At 64.5% G+C, this 15075-nt stretch carries 19 protein-coding genes; 12 read left to right on the top strand and 7 right to left on the bottom strand.

What is annotated here, in order from left to right; genetic code table 11:
• Window positions 1-65: 65 nt before the first annotated feature.
• Window positions 66-1235: a zinc-dependent alcohol dehydrogenase gene (locus FLL57_RS03050; protein ID WP_041808043.1), complete on the top strand. Its 1170-nt coding sequence runs from the start codon at window positions 66-68 to the stop codon at window positions 1233-1235.
• A 120-nt stretch (window positions 1236-1355) separates the two neighbouring features.
• On the opposite strand, the gene FLL57_RS03045 is transcribed toward FLL57_RS03050, so the two are convergent.
• From FLL57_RS03045 to FLL57_RS03035, 3 genes are all read right to left on the bottom strand, one after another.
• On the bottom strand, window positions 1356-1847 hold the full coding sequence (locus FLL57_RS03045) for a ferritin-like domain-containing protein (protein WP_047309645.1): 492 nt from the start codon (window positions 1845-1847) through the stop codon (window positions 1356-1358).
• A gap of 84 nt (window positions 1848-1931) precedes the next feature.
• Window positions 1932-2540, bottom strand: a complete 609-nt coding sequence (locus FLL57_RS03040; RefSeq protein ID WP_047309644.1) for a cysteine hydrolase family protein — start codon at window positions 2538-2540, stop codon at window positions 1932-1934.
• The gene (locus tag FLL57_RS03035; protein WP_047309643.1) at window positions 2537-2893 is read right to left on the bottom strand and encodes a hypothetical protein; all 357 of its coding nucleotides are present in this window, start codon (window positions 2891-2893) and stop codon (window positions 2537-2539) included. The genes FLL57_RS03040 and FLL57_RS03035 overlap by 4 nt, the downstream gene beginning before the upstream one ends.
• A 76-nt stretch (window positions 2894-2969) precedes the next feature.
• Between FLL57_RS03035 and FLL57_RS03030 the strand changes: the two genes are divergently transcribed.
• Window positions 2970-3248, top strand: a complete 279-nt coding sequence (locus FLL57_RS03030; protein ID WP_047309642.1) for a hypothetical protein — start codon at window positions 2970-2972, stop codon at window positions 3246-3248.
• 174 nt (window positions 3249-3422) lie between these two features.
• Here the strand turns inward: FLL57_RS03030 and FLL57_RS03025 are convergent, their stop codons facing one another.
• The gene (locus FLL57_RS03025) at window positions 3423-4208 is read right to left on the bottom strand and encodes an SDR family NAD(P)-dependent oxidoreductase (RefSeq protein WP_047309641.1); all 786 of its coding nucleotides are present in this window, start codon (window positions 4206-4208) and stop codon (window positions 3423-3425) included.
• 114 nt (window positions 4209-4322) lie between these two features.
• Here FLL57_RS03025 and FLL57_RS03020 point away from each other — a divergent pair, with 114 nt between their 5' ends.
• Window positions 4323-5075, top strand: coding sequence for a DUF72 domain-containing protein (locus FLL57_RS03020; RefSeq protein WP_041808044.1), 753 nt, complete (start codon window positions 4323-4325; stop codon window positions 5073-5075).
• A gap of 3 nt (window positions 5076-5078) precedes the next feature.
• On the opposite strand, the gene FLL57_RS23580 is transcribed toward FLL57_RS03020, so the two are convergent.
• A complete protein-coding gene (locus FLL57_RS23580) occupies window positions 5079-5201 on the bottom strand; it encodes a hypothetical protein (protein ID WP_013503762.1) in 123 nt (40 codons plus the stop codon).
• A 211-nt stretch (window positions 5202-5412) separates the two neighbouring features.
• On the opposite strand from FLL57_RS23580, the gene FLL57_RS03015 reads away from it, so the two are divergent.
• From FLL57_RS03015 to FLL57_RS02975, 9 genes are all read left to right on the top strand, one after another.
• On the top strand, window positions 5413-6288 hold the full coding sequence (locus FLL57_RS03015) for a manganese catalase family protein (RefSeq protein ID WP_013503763.1): 876 nt from the start codon (window positions 5413-5415) through the stop codon (window positions 6286-6288).
• A gap of 419 nt (window positions 6289-6707) precedes the next feature.
• Window positions 6708-7478, top strand: coding sequence for a Crp/Fnr family transcriptional regulator (locus FLL57_RS03010; RefSeq protein ID WP_047309640.1), 771 nt, complete (start codon window positions 6708-6710; stop codon window positions 7476-7478).
• Between the two features lie 7 nt (window positions 7479-7485).
• Complete coding sequence (locus FLL57_RS03005; protein WP_142882100.1) at window positions 7486-8181, top strand: HWE histidine kinase domain-containing protein; 696 nt, start codon at window positions 7486-7488, stop codon at window positions 8179-8181.
• A gap of 108 nt (window positions 8182-8289) precedes the next feature.
• On the top strand, window positions 8290-8487 hold the full coding sequence (locus FLL57_RS03000) for a hypothetical protein (RefSeq protein ID WP_013503766.1): 198 nt from the start codon (window positions 8290-8292) through the stop codon (window positions 8485-8487).
• Between the two features lie 292 nt (window positions 8488-8779).
• The gene (locus FLL57_RS02995) at window positions 8780-9148 is read left to right on the top strand and encodes a response regulator (RefSeq protein WP_047309638.1); all 369 of its coding nucleotides are present in this window, start codon (window positions 8780-8782) and stop codon (window positions 9146-9148) included.
• A 77-nt stretch (window positions 9149-9225) separates the two neighbouring features.
• A complete protein-coding gene (locus tag FLL57_RS02990; RefSeq protein ID WP_047309637.1) occupies window positions 9226-10086 on the top strand; it encodes an SDR family oxidoreductase in 861 nt (286 codons plus the stop codon).
• Between the two features lie 197 nt (window positions 10087-10283).
• Complete coding sequence (locus FLL57_RS02985; RefSeq protein WP_142882099.1) at window positions 10284-10532, top strand: DUF378 domain-containing protein; 249 nt, start codon at window positions 10284-10286, stop codon at window positions 10530-10532.
• A gap of 11 nt (window positions 10533-10543) precedes the next feature.
• On the top strand, window positions 10544-11197 hold the full coding sequence (locus tag FLL57_RS02980; protein WP_234713402.1) for an alpha/beta fold hydrolase: 654 nt from the start codon (window positions 10544-10546) through the stop codon (window positions 11195-11197).
• A gap of 41 nt (window positions 11198-11238) precedes the next feature.
• A complete protein-coding gene (locus tag FLL57_RS02975; protein ID WP_142882098.1) occupies window positions 11239-11562 on the top strand; it encodes a hypothetical protein in 324 nt (107 codons plus the stop codon).
• Between the two features lie 144 nt (window positions 11563-11706).
• On the opposite strand, the gene boxB is transcribed toward FLL57_RS02975, so the two are convergent.
• Together boxB and boxC are read right to left on the bottom strand one after the other, a co-directional pair.
• Window positions 11707-13158 carry a benzoyl-CoA 2,3-epoxidase subunit BoxB gene (gene boxB, locus FLL57_RS02970; protein ID WP_142882097.1) on the bottom strand — a complete coding sequence of 484 codons (1452 nt, stop codon included), beginning with the start codon at window positions 13156-13158 and terminating at the stop codon, window positions 11707-11709.
• 165 nt (window positions 13159-13323) lie between these two features.
• Entirely contained in the window at window positions 13324-15018 is a 1695-nt protein-coding gene (gene boxC, locus FLL57_RS02965; RefSeq protein WP_142882096.1) for a 2,3-epoxybenzoyl-CoA dihydrolase, read from the bottom strand.
• Window positions 15019-15075: the final 57 nt, after the last annotated feature.

Here is a 15075-nt window from a genome sequence, read left to right as displayed (position 1 = left end):
CGGTGCAAAAGGAACATCCGAACGTCTGCGGCTTTGCCCTCGCGATCAACGACGAGGAGCTGCAGATGAAAGCGCTGACCTGGCACGGCAAGAACGACATCCGCTGCGAGAGCGTGCCGGACCCGAAGATCGAGCACGGCCGCGATGCGATCATCAAGGTGACGGCGTGTGCGATCTGCGGCTCGGACTTGCACCTGATGGACGGCATCATGCCGTCGATGCAGAGCGGTGATGTGCTCGGCCACGAGACCATGGGCGAAGTCGTCGAAGTCGGCGCCGACAACACCAAGCTGAAGGTCGGCGACCGGGTGGTCGTTCCGTTCACCATCTCTTGCGGCGAGTGCTTCTTCTGCCGGCGCGGCTTCTACTCCGGGTGCGAGCGTTCGAACCCGAACGCCAAGGCGGCGGAGAAGATGTGGGGTCATTCGCCGGCCGGGCTGTTCGGCTACTCGCATATGCTCGGCGGTTATGCCGGCGGCCAGGCCGAATATCTGCGGGTGCCCTATGCCGACGTCGGCCCGATCAAGGTGCCGGACGGATTGACCGACGAGCAGGTGCTGTTCCTGTCCGACATTTTTCCGACCGGCTTCATGGCGGCGGACTTCTGCAACCTGAAGGGCGGCGAAACCGTGGCGGTGTGGGGCTGCGGCCCGGTCGGCCAGATGGCGATCAAGAGCGCGTTCCTGCTCGGCGCAGAGCGGGTGATCGCGATCGACACGGTGCCGGAGCGGATGGAGTTGGCGCAGCAATCAGGTGCGATCGCCATCGACTTCATGGACGACGACGTCTACGACAAGATCCAGGATCTCACCAACGGCCGCGGCGCCGATGCCTGCATCGATGCGGTCGGCACTGAAGCGTCTGCCACGGCCAGTTTCGACTCGATGGTCGACCGGGTGAAGATGGCGACCTTCATGGGCACCGACCGGCCGCACGTGCTGCGCCAAGCGATCCACTGCTGCCGCAACTTCGGCACGGTATCGATCGTCGGCGTCTATGGCGGACTGCTCGACAAGATCCCGATGGGCTCGGCGATCAACCGCGGCTTGACGATGCGCATGGCGCAAACCCCGGTGCAGCACTATCTGCCGCAACTCCTCGGCCGCATCGAACAGGGCGAGATCGACCCCTCTTTCGTCATCACCCACCGCGCCACGCTCGAGGAAGGTCCGGAGCTGTACAAGACCTTCCGCGACAAGAAGGACGGCTGCATCAAGGTCGTGATGAGGCCGTGAGGGGAGCGTGGTCGCGGTCATTGCGCGGAACCGGAATTCGCTCTTGCGCAATGAGCCCTCGCAAAGGAATGGCCGGGCTGAGCCCGGCCACCGCGTTCAAGATCAATTGGGTTCGCGCGCTCAGGCCGCCTGCGCCTGAACGTAGGAACGCGTGACGCTGTCGATGTTCTGATTGATCCATGCAGCCATGGCCTCTTCTTCCTTCAGCGAAGCCTGCAGCAACGGCTTGGCCGAGCTGACGCCGGCGATGTCGGCGAGCGACAGCAAGGATTTGTAGGCGGCGATTTCGAAATGCTCGAAGGCATTGTTGGCGAAGGTGTTTTTGAGGATCTCATCGGGCATCACGGTGTGGGCCAGCGCCGCCATGTTGCCCATGAACGACTGCGTGACGTCCTTCAGCGTGGAGGCGCTTTCGCCGCAGGCCGACAGGCACTCGTCAAGACGCTGAAGCTGGCCTTCGGTTTCCCGCAAATGCTGCTGCACGCGGGCCTTGACTTCCGGATAGTCGTCCAGCCGCTCGGACTGGCGTTCCATCATCTCGCGCGCCTGGGTTTCCATGGCGTGGGCATTGCGAAGCCCGGTAACAAAGATCTCTCGTGCGTCCTGAGCCATTCTTCAGTCTCCAGTTGAAATGATCGCGCATTCAACGTGAGCGAATGTGCAGCGTTCCTATCGGAACCGGCACATCGTCCGGCGTCAGGGCCGCCACAGATCGAACAGCTCGTTCCGGCCGAGAAGATCGATCTGCTGGCCGTATCGCGTTCGATACATCGTCATCAGTGCATCATGGCCAGGATCGGACGAACTGCACAGCGCGTCCTCGACCAGCACGACGCGAAAGCCGAGGTCGACCGCGTCGAGCACGGTAGCCAGGACGCACACGTCGGTCTCCGCGCCGGTGATCACCACCGTTCCGATGCCGTGGTCCGCGAGCAGCGACGCCAGATCCGCATGCTTGAAGGCGGAGTATGCCGGCTTGTCGACGATGCGCGCAGGCGGCACCAGCCGCTGCAGTTCAGGCACCAGATCGAGCTGTCCAGGCGCGAGGTTCGGCCGCAGCGCCGCCTCCCAGCGCCGATAGTAGCGTCGCCAGCGTCCCGGCCGCTGCTCCGGGTGTTCCGGCGTGACGAACCGGGTGAAGATCGTCGACGGTGCGTAGCGCGCCGCAATGTCGGCGACCACCGGCAGCACGCGCTCCATCCACGGAGTCTCCCAGACGCCGCCGCGGGCGAAGATACGCTGCATATCGACGCAGAGGTGAACGGCGGATTCGATCGGCTCCACGGGGGCGGGCTTGATCATCATGCCATGCGGCTCGCCCGGTGCGGCTCCGGCTCGGTGATGGCTGCGAGCGCCAGCGCCGCAGCGCCGACGACCAAACTGATGACGCCGAGCGGCGAGAAACCGAGCAGCGCGCCGACCGCGAGCAGCGCGACGCCGAACACCACGTCGAGCGCCAGATGCCACGGCATCGGCAGCAGCCGCAGCGCGCCCCATTCGTAGTCAGTGATCAGGCTGTAGCCGATGCCGGCGCAGCCGATCGCGACGAACAGCCAGCGCACCGCGCCCTGCCCGCCCGCCGCGAACGGCAGGACCAGCACCAGCAACGACACCAGGTAGTCGATCGCTCCGTGAATCCGGGTCGGAACAATGCGCAACACGATTCTCCAACACCATTTCCATGCGTTGCACTGAGAACCGTGGGCGACCTGCCGCGTTCCACTGCGACTGTTCGTGCTCGATCTGTATGCGCGCGACGATCGGGCACCGGCGACGCTGGAAGCCGCTCTCGAGCGCAAGAACGATCTGCTGTTCGGCAATCAGACCTATCTGCGGCTCAAGGACAAGATCCGGATCAGGTCGCTCGAACGGAGCACGAATGGCCCCGCCGCCCGCGAAGACGAGACCGTGCTTTCTGAGCTACCGCGCCGGACCGGGCGAGCCGGGGCCGGAGAAGAGCTTCAACTTCTCCCGGCGCGCGCTCGCTCACCGATGGCAGACCGGGTTCGATGACATGATCGAGGCTCTCGGCCCCGGTCAACCAGTCGGCGACGGCGAAGCGCGCGCTGGCTCAGAACAGGTGATCACTACGGATCGCTGCGGCGTCATGGCAGCGACCACCGGATCGGCGTCGCAATTTGCGCCCTGCGTCACCGTCGCTTCAGCTCTTAGCGCTAGCTCCTAGCGCTAGCTCTTGGCGCTGCCGGGCTCGGCCATCTTGCGATGTTGGCTGGCCAGCACGCCGGCCGGGATGACGCTGGCGGCCGCCGTCTGCAGCTTGTTCTTCCAGCCGCTGACGACATCGCCCTCGCCATTCATCATCGCATCGAAACCGATCCGGGCAACTTCGCCGGCGTCGTCCTTCTCGGCGGTGCCGACCGCGGTGTCCAACAGGTCGGCGCGGCGAAAGAACGCGGTCTCGGTCGGTCCGGGCATCAGGCAGGTGACGGTCACCTCGGTATCCTTCAACTCGTCGCGCAGCGCGAAGGAAAACGAGTTCAGAAACGATTTGGTGGCGTTGTAGACCGCCTGGAAACTGCCCGGCGTGAAGCCGGCGACCGAGCCGGTGATGAGGATGCGGCCCGAATTGCGCCGACGCATATCGTTGCCGACGCGGTGAACCAGCAGCACCGTGCCGGTGACGTTGGTGTCGATGACGTGGCGGGCAGCATCGATGTCCTGGTCGAGAAAGGCGTGTCCGAGTCCGCGGCCGGCGTTGGCAAGCAACGCGTCGACCTGCCGCCCCTTGGTGGCGGCAACCAGGCTATCGACGCCGTCCGCGGTCGACAGATCGGCCTGCACCGCCTCGATCGAGACACCGGAGGCGCGTAGTTCGGCCGCCGCCATCTCGACCTCCGGCTCGTCGGCGACGATCAGCAGATCGAAACCACCCTGGGCGCAGCATTTGGCGAGTTCGAATCCGATGCCGGTGGACGCTCCGGTGACGACGGCGAAGGGACGTTGTTCGGTCATGACATGCTCCGGTGGTTCTGCGGTCAACCGGCAGCATCGTGGCGCGTTCCTCGCCACGTTCGGAACCAGTGAGGCGCTGTGCGCTTGTCGCGGAGACAAATGGAGCGCATCGCCTTGGCGCGAATCCTGATCGGCACCTCTGGATGGCATTACCAGTCGTGGCGGGGACCGTTCTTCCCCGACGGCTTCCCGGCCAAGCATCAACTGCAATACTACGCCAGCCAGCTCGCGACCACCGAACTTAACGGGGTGTTCTACCGCACACCGACGCCGACCGCGGTGCGATCCTGGCACGACCAGACCGGGAAGGATTTCGTTTTCGCCTGGAAAGCGTCGAAGTTCATCACGCATTGGAAGCGGCTGTCGGGGAAATCTGCGAACAGCCTCGCCCTGATGGAGGACCGCCTGGCGCTGCTGAAGCGCAAGGCCGGTCCGATTCTGTTTCAATTGCCGCCGCAATTTCAGGCCGACATCCAGCGACTCGGAGACTTCCTGCAGATGTTGTCGCCGCAGCGGCGCTACGTGTTCGAATTTCGGCATTCGAGCTGGTACACGCCGCAGGTGCTCCGCCTGCTCCGCGAAGCCAATGCGGCGTTGTGTTTTTCGGATCATCACGATGCGCCGGCGCCGTGGCGCCGGACGGCGGACTTCGTCTATATCCGCGGCCACGGCCCCGGCGGCCGCTACAAGGGGCGCTATCCGATCGCGACATTGCAGCACTGGGCCGAGCGGGCGAAGGCATGGAAGCGCGCCGGCGCGGACGTATACGTCTATTTCGACAACGACCAGAAGAGCGCGGCGCCGGGCGACGCGTTGCGGCTACAAGCGATGGTTACGACACCGATAGTTTCGCCGCGTCGGGCCTGAGGCTCAGCCGAACAGGCCCAGCAACCACGCCACAATGCCGATCAGGGGAACCAGCGCTACCGCCAGCAACAGGAGCGGGGCGGGCTCGTTTCCGGTTCGCTTCGCGTCGAGCTTGTCGTCGTTCATGGCTACCTTAAGCACCGAACATCGCGATCGTTCCTGCCGTGATCCGGATCCGCATCGCCGTTCGGGCACAAGCCGACATCTGCGCGCGGGGCCCAAACACCGCAGCCAACGAGATTAGGAACGATGGTCTGGACGTTCGGTTTGCGGAGCAGCGGTGGTGCGGCTCCGGGCCGCATCTTCCCAACGCCCAGAGTTCGAAAGGAAACACTCGATGTACTACCATGACAAGCGGCTGCAATATCCTGTCCGTGTCGAGAAGCCCGATCCTCTTTTCGCCCGACAGCTTCAGCAGGCGATTGGCGGCATCGAAGGCGAGATCCGGGTCTGTCTGCAGTACTTCTTCCAAGCGTGGGGCGCCCGCGCGCCCAACAACAAATATCGCGACCTGCTGCTCAACACCGCGACCGAGGAAATGGGGCACGTCGAGATGCTGGCGACCGCGGTGGCGTTGAACCTCGAGGACGCTCCGCTGAGCGCGCAGGAAGAAGGTGCGGCGGACAAGGTGGTCGGCGCCGTGATGGGCGGCGAGAGTACCCGCCAGGTGCTGGAAGGCATGATGCAGCGCCATCTGCTGTCGACCGGCCTCGCCGCCTTCCCGGCCAATTCGGACGGCGTCCCGTTCGACTGCTCCCACATCTATGCCAGTGGCAACATCGCCGCCGACATGTATTGCAACGTCGCCGCGGAGGCCACCGGCCGGACGCTGGCGGTGCGGCTGTTCAACTCGACCTCGGATCCCGGAATGCGCGACATGCTGCACTTCATGATCGCGCGCGACACCATGCATCAGCAGCAATGGCTGGCGGTGATCGAGGAACTCGGCGGCACAGCCGCGCTGCCGATTCCGAACAGCTTCGATCAGCGCGAGGAGCATCAGCGCTTCAGCTACTTCATGATGGGCACCTCGCGGGACGGCACCCCGCCGCCGGAGGGACGGTTCTCCACAGGGCCCTCGATCGACGGCCGCGGCGAGTTCTACGCCGGTCATTTCGAACCGCTCGGCGAGGAGCCCGTGCTCGGGCCGGCGCGGCCGCTGTCGGGCGCGCAGAGCGAGCAGATCAACAGCAAGGCTGCTGCGGCCGAATGAGGCCGACACTGGTGAGCGCGGCCCCCCGCGCTCACCACGACCTCGAAATACCCGGCGTAAGCCAGAGCGATCGCTCTCCCCTCCCCCAAGAAGATCGACGCCGCATGCCCGCCCGCGGCGCTGATCTGAAGTATAGCCTGCTCGCCCGAAGGGTCTCTAACATAGATAAAGGCGTGGCGGAGCTGGCGGCCGAAGCCGACATCGCCACTGGAACCGTTCTGTGAAGCCGGGGTTGTCCGAGACCCGTTCGCAATATGGCTCGCCCGTTACCTGTGCGGCGGCCACAAGCGACGGTGGCGGAACCGGGGCTGACACGACATACTCGGGTGGCAAGAGGCAGATGGCAACCAGATCGATCCAGCTTGCGGCCAAGGTGGTCGTTTCGCCTCGACGGCGGCTTGCTTGGCAGAGGCGCCCCGATGGTTCATCCTTTCCTGCGTAAACTCCGACACGGGGCACGACTGACCAAGGACAGCGAGGAGCTTCTCGTTCGTCTCACCCAGTCGACCCGTGCGGTCGGAGCGCGCGAGGACGTGGTGCCGTTCGGTGGAGAGCCCCGCTATCTGCCGCTCGTGCTCGACGGCTGGGCTTGCCGCTACATCACGCTGGAAAACGGCCGCCGCCAGATCGTGTCCTTGTTCTTGCCCGGCGATCTGTGCGAGCCCTTCGGTGTTCTCCCACGCTTCATGGATCACGGCGTCGCAGCACTGACGCCGGTGGTGATCGCCCAGATCCGCCCGGAGGCGATCCGTGCCGCCGCCAGCGCCAGTCCGCGGATCGAGGAGGCGTTGTGGTGGGATCTATTAGTCGCGTCCGCGATCGACCGCGAGCATCTGGTCAGCCTTGGCAGACGCACCGCCACCGAACGACTGGGTCACCTGTTCTGCGAATTGCATCTGCGGCTGACGATGATCGGCCTCGTCGACGAGGACGAAATCTCCTACGACATGCCCGTCACCCAAGCCGATCTCGGTGACTTGCTCGGCCTGTCGATGGTTCACATCAATCGTTCGCTGCAAGAGTTGAGAAGGACAGGCATGATTTCGTTACGCGGCCGTCGATTGACGATCCGCGACCTCGACGGTCTGCGGGAATTGTCGTTCTTCGACAACGGGTATTTGCACCCGTTCGGCTCGCTTTCGCTGCTGAACTCTACCCACGTCTCGGACGTTGGCCAGACTTCGCGGTGAGTAGCAGATGCCGAACGATGATCTTCCCACTCGCATCGCCGAGCTCAAGGCGGACAACCGCCGGCTACGGTGCCTGCTCGACAAGCGCGATGCGCCCGGGGAGCTACGCCACCGGTTTCGCAGCACCATGGCGATGCTGCGAACGATCGTGCGCAAGTCGGCCGGCACCCAGCGCGATCTGGATTCTTATGTCGGCCATCTCGAAGATCGCCTCGACGCCCTGATGCGCGCCCAAGCTATTGCCGACGAGCAAGGCGCGATCGATCTCCACAAGCTGCTCGCCGACGAGCTGTTGCACTATCAGGCACGCGACGGCGACCGAACGACGATCGCCGGGCCCGATCTGCATCTGCAGCCGCGCGCCGGCCAGGTCGTCGCACTCGCGGTACACGAACTCGCTGTCAACGCCGTCGAGCACGGCGCGCTCGGCAACGGCGGCACGATCGACATCACCTGGAGCGTAGACGGTGAAGGCTCGGATTCCATTCTGACTTTCATCTGGAAGGAGACCGACACGGCGATCGCAGGCGCTCCTTCTCACAACGGCTTCGGTACCGAAGTGCTGACGCGCACGTTGGTATACGAACTCAGGGCGGAAACCGACCTCGCCTTCGAGCCGGACGGGCTGCGATGTACGATCCGCTTTCCACTGTCCGGACGGATCGGTCGGCAGCTCGAACGCACCATTGTCAAGGAGTCTTGACAATGGTGCGACGACCGCCCGTTCACTCGCGATCCGATAATTAGCATAGGTGAATGCATCAACGCCGGGATACAACTAAGCTGATCCTAACAAGCGAAAGGGATCAGCGTGAAACAGCGTCGCAACCGCACCAAACAGCATCTGTCGCTCGAACAACGGCTGTCCGCACTTTCCTATCGGTGGCAGCAGGAGGCCGAGCAGAGCGGCGATCCCGAGGCCCAGGAGAACTGGGAGCGCCGCGCCAGATCGACGCAGGCCGCGTTGGGAATGCTCGCGTGGCTGGAGTCGCGCGAGGCGCGGCGCTGAAATACCGCGAGCAGGCAAGAATAGCGCCCCGGGCGAATCGACGCAGCGTCTCTCCCCGCGGCCGCGCTGGACCATCGTCCGGAGCGGCACTCCCGACACGGCTCACCCGCGACCGCCGTGAATCCGCGCCCTACAACGATGACCTCGACGACATCCCGAGCCACCTCTGCCGACCGTCAGGCGTCGTATGGCATCACGCCCTGAACCTGACCATCACGTTCGGATCCACGAACGTCAGCGCGCGGTGCACTTTCAGCCTGGCGCCCGACACGACCGACCGGGAGCAGGCGCGATGACGGGTCGCTCTGGAGTGCTGTCGGGGCGGCGGATCCTTCTGGCCGAGGACGAGTACTTCATTGCCGACGACATGGTACGGAAGTTCGAGGAGAGCGGTGCCGATGTGGTCGGACCGTTCTCGCGAGTCGACGATGCGCTCGCGGCGCTGGCATCCAGCGCGCATTGCGACGCCGCGGTGCTCGACATCAATCTGCAGGGGGAGATGGTTTTCCCGCTTGCGGACGAACTGATCGCGCGCGGCATTCGCTTCGTGTTCACGACTGGCTACGATCACCACACCATTCCGGCGCGGTTCGAGCACATCGTCAGGTTCGAAAAGCCGGCCGAACCCGAGGCAGTCATCACTGCGCTGTTCCGGTCCTGAGCGAACCACACCTGCCCTACCAGGAACAGCAGCGCTCTCCCGCGGTTAGCGATCCGCCACATGGGAGTGCTTTTTCGATGACACAGACCTATCCAGAGCCGCCGTATCCCAGCCAGCGCCAACACATGCCGGGCGCAACTGAGCAAATGACACCGCGTCCCGATCACGGCGAGCACAGCTACAAGGGCTCGAACCGATTGACCGGAAAGGTCGCGGTGATCACCGGCGGCGACAGCGGTATCGGCCGCGCGGTGTCGATCGCCTACGCTCGCGAAGGCGCCGATCTGCTGATTTCCTATCTGAGCGAGGACGACGACGCGCAGCAGGTCAAGGCACTGGTCGAGGCCGAGGGACGCAGGGTCGTGCTCGTCGCCGGCGATATCAGCCAGCCCGAGCACTGCCGCAAGATCGTCGCCCGCGCTGTCGAAGAGCTCGGCGGCATCGACATCCTGGTCAACAACGCGGCGCATCAGGCGACGTTCGAGGACATCGGCGAGATCAGCGACGAGGAATGGCAGACGACATTCGCGATCAACATCCACGCGATGTTCTATCTGACCAAGGCGGCGGTGCCGCACATGAAGCCCGGCAGCTCGATCATCAACACCGCCTCGGTCAATTCCGACATGCCGAACCCGATCCTGCTGGCGTATGCGACCACGAAAGGCGCGATCCAGAATTTCACCGGCGGCCTGGCGCAGATGTTGGCGAGCAAGGGTATCCGCGCCAATGCGGTCGCGCCCGGTCCGATCTGGACGCCGCTGATTCCATCGACGATGCCCGAGGATTCGGTGACGAATTTCGGCAAGCAGGTCCCGCTCGGCCGCGCCGGGCAACCCGCCGAACTCGCCACCGCCTACGTGATGCTGGCAGATCCGCTTTCGAGCTACACATCCGGCACGACGGTCGCGGTGACCGGCGGCAAGCCGTTTATCTGACCAGTTCGGCAGGCTACGCAGCTCGGTGCCCCGGCGCGCATCCGGGGCGCCACATGAGGTTGCGCCTGGTGCGCGCACGCCGAAGCACGGTCCTGATTCCATCGAGAAACAGAACGACTCCAACCGGCCATCATAACGGGGATTAGGAACGAGCCGATCGCAGCGCGCGTTGGATCGGCACATCAACGGAGAAAGCCATGCGCATCATCAACATCCTGACGCTTCTGCTGGTCATCATCGGGGGCCTGAACTGGGGTCTCGTCGGCCTGTTCGATTTCGATCTCGTAACCGCCATTCTCGGCAACGGCGCCCACGAGACAGCGACCTCCTCGGCCGCCGCACGGATCGTGTACATCCTGGTTGCGATTTCGGCGGCGTATCAGATCGTGCCGTTGTCCCGACTGCTGTCGTCGCGTGCAGCGACCTACGGCACCAACACCTACTGATGGCCCGCGTCATGGCTGCCGAGGATGGGTTTCGCCGGATCGTCGGTAACGATGCGAACGGAGCGATCTATTTCCTGCCATGGCGCACCAGCTTCCAGACCGCGCTCGACTTCGGTCTGGTCGGGCTGCGGCGATGGCGGCTCTGTTACGAGTTGCCTGCCGCAGTGGTCGCCGCCGATCCCGAGGCCTGTGCCCGGGCCAATCGGTCGGTGATCGAAGATGCCGCCGATCAGATCGAGCGCCGACGCCCACGGGTGCTGGTCGGCCTCAGCATGGGGTCGGTACCGGCAACGCTGCTCGCCGGCCGCTACAACACCGCGCTGTGGAGCTTCGCCTCCGCCGACCGCGGCGACCTGATGATCTGGCAGAGCCCCGCTGCGCGGCGGGTGCGTCGCCAGGCGGAAGCGCTCGGCGTGACGCTCGGCGATTTCACCCGTGCACTGCGAGGCCTCAATCCGATCGAATGGCTCGATAGGATCGACCCGGCGAGCCGGTTCTCGGTCGGCAGCTTCGACCGCTACGTGCCCCGCGCCCGGCGCCGCGCGCTGGTGAAACGCGCCGCCGCAACGGTCCCGATCGAGCACGTGGTATTCGAGCCGCTCGGCCATCTCGGCGTGATGGCACTCAGCCAGTGGCGGCAGAACCAATGGCTGCGGCAGGCATGAACGGCCGGTTCACGGCGCAGCGAAAGCCGGAGACGATCGACATGGCCAGGACCACCGATCCGCAACGTCCGTCGCCGCCTGGGACGAAGCCGATTGCCATCTGGGCCGTCATCCTGATCCTGCTCGTGCTGCTCGGCCTCGCCGGGGTGTTTGCCTACGAAGGTCTGGTGACCGGCGATGTCGATGTCCCGGTCCAGGGCTATGTGGCGATGGCTCTCGGCATCGGGTTTTCGCTGCTGATCGGTATCGGCCTGATGGTTCTGGTATTCTACAGTAGCCGTAAAGGCTACGACGCTCCCGCAACACTGCTTGCCAAGCGATCCGAGATCGACGACACCGCGAGCGGTACATCGGACCGGCAATGATCGAGTCCGGATCTCCCGGCAGCTCAGCGCCGACGACCGCTGCACGTCGGCGCCGGATCACCGTAATTTAGGGGCCGCCCGGCGTTTGGCGGGCGAGCCTGAGCGCAGGCCCACGATGCGAGCCCTTCATAGATCTGGTGCGGATCAGGTCTCGATCTTGACGTATTCGAAATCGCCGGGGCGATTGTCGATCCCCACCTTGGGCGGCGCGATCCAAGGCGCGTACTGCCCGGGCTCCGACACCGGCACCATCAGCGAGGCGATGAACTCGCCGTCGTCGTTTGACGGCAGCCATTCGTTGCGCCGCTTGGCCCATGCCGCCGGGTCGATCAGCACGCCGTCGGGCGTTGCTTCGACATCCTTGAACTCGCCGATCTGGCGGTGGAACGCGACGTGCGGCAGCTTGAGCTGGAAGTCGTAGCCGGCGGTGGTGATCACCTTGTTCCAGCGCAGCAGACCCTTGACGCAATCCTGCGAATAGTCGTCGCGCAGCCGCATGTTCAGCGCGGTCAACGCCGGCTCGTCGACACGTTTGATCTCGCCATCCACCAGCTTCAGCACCGGATAGGTGTCGTGCTCGAGCTTGTGATCGTCCTGGATCTGAGTCTCGTGAAAGCGCCCCTTGATGCCGGCATTGAACGCATTGGCGGCGTTGGTCGAGACTTCCGAGCCGAACAGATCAAGCGACAGCGAGTAATGCAGATTGAGCTTCTTCTGCACCGTCGGCAGGTCGATCACGCCGAGCGCGCGGACCTTCTCGATGTCCGTGGGGTCAGTGATTCCGGCGGTGCGCATCGCCTCGCAGGTCCGCTGCACGACCCGGCTGATGCCGGTCTCGCCGACGAACATGTGGTGCGCTTCCTCGGTCAGCATGAAGCGGCAGGTGCGCGACAACGGATCGAAGCCTGACTGCGCCAGGCTGTGCAGCTGCATCTTGCCGTCGCGGTCGGTGAAGTAGGTGAACATGAAGAACGACAGCCAGTCCGGCGTCGCCTCGTTGAACGCGCCGAGCATCCGCGGCGCGTCCTCCGAACCTGAGCGGCGGCGCAGCAGGCCGTCAGCCTCTTCGCGGCCGTCGCGGCCGAAGTACTTCTGCAGCAGGTACACCATCGCCCACAGATGGCGCCCCTCTTCGACGTTGACCTGAAACAGGTTGCGCATGTCGTAGAGCGACGGCGCAGTCTTGCCGAGATGGCGCTGCTGCTCGACCGAGGCCGGCTCGGTGTCGCCCTGGATCACGATCAGCCGGCGCAGCATCGCGCGATGTTCACCCGGCACCTCCTGCCAGGCCGGCTCACCGTAGTGCTGGCCGAACGGCACGACGCGACCTTCTTCCTTCGGCGCCAGCAGGATGCCCCAGCGATAGTCGGGCATCTTGACGTAGTCGAACTTCGCCCAGCCGCGCGGGTCGACCGAGTATGCCGTGCGCAAATATACCAGCGATTCCTGGAAGCCTTCCGGCCCCATGTCGTTCCACCAGTCGATATAGCCGGGATGCCATCCCTCGAGCGCCTTCAGCACCTGGCGATCGGAGCCGAGATCGACATTGTTGGGGATCTTGGTCGAGTAGTCGACGTGCATGATGTTCATATTCATGGGCGGCTCCCGGTTCGTTCGTGTATCCAAACGTTGTGGTCGTCATTGCGCGAAGCGACGAAGCAATCCAGCTCCGCACATCACACTTCTGGATTGCCTCGCCTCGCTCGCAATGACGCGGCTGGCGTTGTGCCGGTGCGCGTCGATCGAATGCGCCGCGACGGCTCACACTCTCGTCATGTCGAATTGCGGCTTCTGGCCGCTGCCGTAACGGCGCAGCGCGCCGACCTCGCCGACCGCATTGGGGCGCTGGAAGATCCAGTTCTGCCAGGCAGTGAGGCGCGCGAAGATCTTCGACTCCATCGTCTCGGGGCCGACGAAGCGCAGGTTCGCTTCCATGCCGGTGAGACTGTCGGGCGAGAACGATGCGCGCTCTTCCAGAAAGACGCGGACCTCATCGTCCCAATCGATATCGTCGAGCGCAAACGTGACCAGACCGAGCGTCTCGGCCGCCTCGGCGTCGAGTGCTTCTCCAGTTTTACTCTGGACCGCCGCGTGGTCGGCCGGATCAGCCTGGAAGCGCGACTGCAGCCGGGTGAGACCATGGCTCATCGGATAGGCACCGAAGTTGAGCGCGGACAGGGTCAGCATCGGCGGCGGGCGGTTGTCGCCGTCACGCGAGCCGATCAGCATGTAGCTGCGGTCGGCCGCGAACACGAGCTCCGCCAGCGTGCCGGCGAAGCACGAGCCCGGCTCCACCAACGTCACCAGCGAGCGCGACGTGACATCGACGCGCTTCAGCACGCGTTTCCAGAAATGGCGGATCTCGTTGGCCAGCCAGTGGTCCTTGTGCGATTCGAGCAACGCGTCATAGGCCAGCACTTGGCTTGCATCACCATGGGACTTGAACACCCATAGTCCGAGCTCCGGCTCGTTCAGCCGCAGATGCAGAATGGCGTCGTCGAGTTCGCGGCCGAGCTGCAACGGCCAGAACGACGCGCCTTGTGCCTGCAGCGCCTCGACCGACGTCGGCGGGGCCGCGTTCGGACCGATGAGCGTGATCGTCGCAATCCGGGCGGCGCGATCGATCTCGACGCCGACCAAGCCGTAGCGCACGCTGGTATCGTCGAATTGGCGCTGCAGCGGGGGCAGCTCCACGCCCGTACCGCTTCCACGACGCGGCGAGGCCGCAGCGAGTTCGCGGGCGCGCTCAGCCACCTTGGCGTCGAGCTTGGTGGTGGCGACGATGTCGTCGACCAGTCGCCACTGCACCGCGCGCTTGCCCTTGATGCCTTCCTCGATGGTACAGAACACGTCGGCGTGATCGCGGCGAACCTTGCGCTTATCAATCACGCGCGTCAGGCCGCCGGTGCCCGGCAGCACCGCGAGCAGCGGCACTTCCGGCAGCGCCACCGCGGCCGAGCCGTCGTCGGCCATGATGATATGATCGGCCGCAAGCGCGAGTTCGTAGCCGCCGCCGGCCGCGGTGCCGTTGATCACCGCGATGCTACGCTGGCCGGAATGCTGCGACGAATCCTCGATGCCGTTGCGGGTCTCGTTGGTGAACTTGCAGAAATTGACCTTATGGACGTGGCTGGCGCCGGCCAGCATACGGATATTGGCGCCGGCGCAGAACACCCGGTTCTTGCCGGAGCGCAGCAGGATCACCTTCACGGCGGGATATTGGAATCGCAGCCGCTGCATCGCGTCGGCGAGTTCGATGTCGACGCCGAGATCGTAGGAATTCAGCTTGAGCTGGTAACCTTCAAACAGGCCGCCGTTCTCGTCGACGTCGAGGGTGAGCGTCGCGATCTCGCCATCGACCGTCAGCTTCCAATGCCGGTAACGGGACGGCTCGGTCTGAAAATCGACCCGCACAGCTCCGTTCGCGAGCGGGCGCGTGTCTGCGGCCTCGGCCATGGCGGCTCCCTGCGTTTCCTCTTGCTTCTAACATGCATTATAATTCATCTTACGCCG

The sequence above is a fragment of the Rhodopseudomonas palustris genome, assembly GCF_007005445.1.
Lineage (GTDB): Bacteria > Pseudomonadota > Alphaproteobacteria > Rhizobiales > Xanthobacteraceae > Rhodopseudomonas > Rhodopseudomonas palustris_G.
Note: the sequence above shows the minus strand (reverse complement) of the source record. Positions and strands in the feature narration are given on the sequence as shown.

Excerpts from the sequence above, each read along its gene's own strand:
- boxB (WP_142882097.1), bottom strand. The coding sequence starts at position 13,158 with ATGAATATGAACATCATGCACGTCGACTACTCGACCAAGATCCCCAAC.
- FLL57_RS03005 (WP_142882100.1), top strand. The coding sequence starts at position 7,486 with ATGCCGAACGATGATCTTCCCACTCGCATCGCCGAGCTCAAGGCGGAC.
- FLL57_RS03045 (WP_047309645.1), bottom strand. The coding sequence starts at position 1,847 with ATGGCTCAGGACGCACGAGAGATCTTTGTTACCGGGCTTCGCAATGCC.
- FLL57_RS02995 (WP_047309638.1), top strand. The coding sequence starts at position 8,780 with ATGACGGGTCGCTCTGGAGTGCTGTCGGGGCGGCGGATCCTTCTGGCC.
- FLL57_RS02980 (WP_234713402.1), top strand. The coding sequence starts at position 10,544 with ATGGCTGCCGAGGATGGGTTTCGCCGGATCGTCGGTAACGATGCGAAC.
- FLL57_RS03050 (WP_041808043.1), top strand. The coding sequence starts at position 66 with ATGAAAGCGCTGACCTGGCACGGCAAGAACGACATCCGCTGCGAGAGC.
- FLL57_RS03040 (WP_047309644.1), bottom strand. The coding sequence starts at position 2,540 with ATGATGATCAAGCCCGCCCCCGTGGAGCCGATCGAATCCGCCGTTCAC.
- FLL57_RS23580 (WP_013503762.1), bottom strand. The coding sequence starts at position 5,201 with ATGAACGACGACAAGCTCGACGCGAAGCGAACCGGAAACGAGCCCGCC.
- FLL57_RS02975 (WP_142882098.1), top strand. The coding sequence starts at position 11,239 with ATGGCCAGGACCACCGATCCGCAACGTCCGTCGCCGCCTGGGACGAAG.
- FLL57_RS02990 (WP_047309637.1), top strand. The coding sequence starts at position 9,226 with ATGACACAGACCTATCCAGAGCCGCCGTATCCCAGCCAGCGCCAACAC.
- FLL57_RS03010 (WP_047309640.1), top strand. The coding sequence starts at position 6,708 with ATGGTTCATCCTTTCCTGCGTAAACTCCGACACGGGGCACGACTGACC.
- FLL57_RS03015 (WP_013503763.1), top strand. The coding sequence starts at position 5,413 with ATGTACTACCATGACAAGCGGCTGCAATATCCTGTCCGTGTCGAGAAG.
- FLL57_RS03025 (WP_047309641.1), bottom strand. The coding sequence starts at position 4,208 with ATGACCGAACAACGTCCCTTCGCCGTCGTCACCGGAGCGTCCACCGGC.
- boxC (WP_142882096.1), bottom strand. The coding sequence starts at position 15,018 with ATGGCCGAGGCCGCAGACACGCGCCCGCTCGCGAACGGAGCTGTGCGG.
- FLL57_RS02985 (WP_142882099.1), top strand. The coding sequence starts at position 10,284 with ATGCGCATCATCAACATCCTGACGCTTCTGCTGGTCATCATCGGGGGC.